This is a genomic window from Fundicoccus ignavus (genome assembly GCF_009659375.1).
GTDB lineage: Bacteria > Bacillota > Bacilli > Lactobacillales > Aerococcaceae > Fundicoccus > Fundicoccus ignavus.
On the sequence record NZ_WJQT01000046.1, the window covers coordinates 1 to 2039 of the forward strand.

At 35.7% G+C, this 2039-nt stretch carries 3 protein-coding genes; all 3 read left to right on the plus strand.

The features are described from left to right. Positions 1–539 (plus strand): TMEM164 family acyltransferase (locus GF867_RS13560; protein ID WP_172974048.1); only part of this gene is annotated, 539 nt, incomplete at its 5' end. Between the two features lie 304 nt (positions 540–843). Further along, positions 844–1875 (plus strand): SPFH domain-containing protein, encoded by a 1032-nt coding sequence (locus GF867_RS13565; protein WP_436718610.1) that lies wholly within the window; start codon positions 844–846, stop codon positions 1873–1875. Next, positions 1875–2039: type II toxin-antitoxin system antitoxin (locus GF867_RS13570; protein WP_366927848.1), on the plus strand; the 165-nt coding region annotated here is incomplete at its 3' end. The genes GF867_RS13565 and GF867_RS13570, both read left to right, overlap by 1 nt.

The window sequence follows — 2039 nt, forward strand, 5'->3', positions numbered from 1 at the left end:
TTTTATTTAAATTTGATTTATCGGAGTCAATGCCATTACATATCAGCCGGATCAATAGTATTTTAGGGATTATTTATTTAGCGACTAAAAATAAGCAGGTCATTAAGATTTTATCTTTTACTGGTTTTTTTGCTTTATTAAGTTTTCTCTATCCGAGCCGTGTTCAAGGGATTACTCATCCATTAGGCGTGAGTTTTTTGGTGAATCATACCATTACACTGCTATTGCCATTCTTTGCGATGATAGCCTATGATTTTAGGATTCAAAAATCGGATAAGCAAATACCTTTTATTTTTATGATGGTTTATATGATGACTGTTTATTTTATTAATCCATTGGTTAATGGCAATTATTTTTATTTAGTGATGCGACCATTTGCTTTTTTAAATGGATTGCCAGATAGTTTGTATTTAGCCATTTGTGCGATTGTGACTTTTGCATTATTCTCAGTGGCGGAGGTTTGTTATTATAGTTTGAGTGAATATTTAACAGAGCGTGAGTTTACCTCTAAGCAATATCAGTCAATCAATCAACCTTAAGTAATTTCTGTTTGAAAGATCCACTCCCTGTTCTTACACCTTATCGAGTATAATCGGTAGGGTGTTTTTTGCTTAATTCCAAGGTAAGCATGGTGCTAGTCTAATCGCTCTCTTTGTATTCCCTGTATACCATTTCGGATTTTAAAAAGCTTAAAACTTTCATCTTAATTGGCAGATTCTTAATCAAATATTAACTTCTAGGGATTGACAGACGAGATTCTTACTGATATCATAATGATATCAAATAGATTTTAGAGGAGAGAATATGAATACAGTTGAGAAAAAGCTCAGCCAGAGCGATAACATTGAAGAAATTCAATTAAAAGGCAAAAATAAAGGTTTCTTTGTACTAGGGTTGTATTTTGTTCTACTCTTAGTTTCAATTGTTTTATTTATCGTGAACGTTAATGTTCTTGATAAAGGGGATGGCAATGCACTGAATGTCGCTTTATTAGTGATCAGTATCTCATACTGGGTGCTTGGATGGATTATGTTATTGGGGCTAAAAGTATTGAAACCACAAGAATCATTAGTGCTGACATTATTTGGTAAATATATTGGGACACTTAAAGGCGAAGGATTTTACTTTATTAATCCATTCTCTCAAACGTTTAACCCGGCAGCCAATACCAAATTAAGTCAAAGTGGCGACGTTAAAGAAGAAAATCGCTCCATTTTGAAGACGGGTAGTGAAGGGGTTAGTGTTGAATTAGGAAACAAAAAGATTTCTTTAAAAGTCATGACTTTAAATAATAGCAAACAAAAAATCAATGACTATTTAGGGAATCCAGTGGAAATTGGGATTGCGGTCATGTGGAAAGTGAATGACACAGCCAAAGCGGTGTTTAATGTTGATAACTTTAAAGAATATTTATCACTTCAAACAGACTCAGCCTTAAGAAACATTATTCGTCAGTACCCTTATGATGTAAATACAAACTTTGAAATCGATACGACTGGAGACGGTGAACCGGATGATGGTTCATTACGTGGCTCAAGTGAAGTTGTAGCAAGTCGTATTAAAGATGAAATCCAAAGACGCGTTGAATTTGCAGGTCTTGAAATTATTGAAGCGCGAATTACCCATCTATCTTATGCGCCTGAGATCGCAGCCGCGATGTTACAAAGACAACAAGCTTCTGCCTTAATTGATGCACGAGCGATGATTGTAGATGGTGCGGTAGGAATGGTCGAAATGGCTTTAGATAAACTTCAAGAAAACAATGTCGTCGAATTGGATGAAGAAAGAAAAGCAGCAATGGTGTCGAACTTACTGGTAGTCTTATGCGGCAACAGTGAAGTTTCACCAATTGTTAACTCAGGTAGTCTTTATTAGTGGGTGCCAAAAAACAAATCCCGCTTAGAGTTTCTGCAAAGCTCTATGAACAGATAGCGGCTTGGGCGGAAGATGATTTCCGTTCAATTAATGGACAAATTGAATACCTCCTAACGGAGTGTGTAAAGCAACGGAAAAAAGATGGCAAGTATGTCTCAGAAACT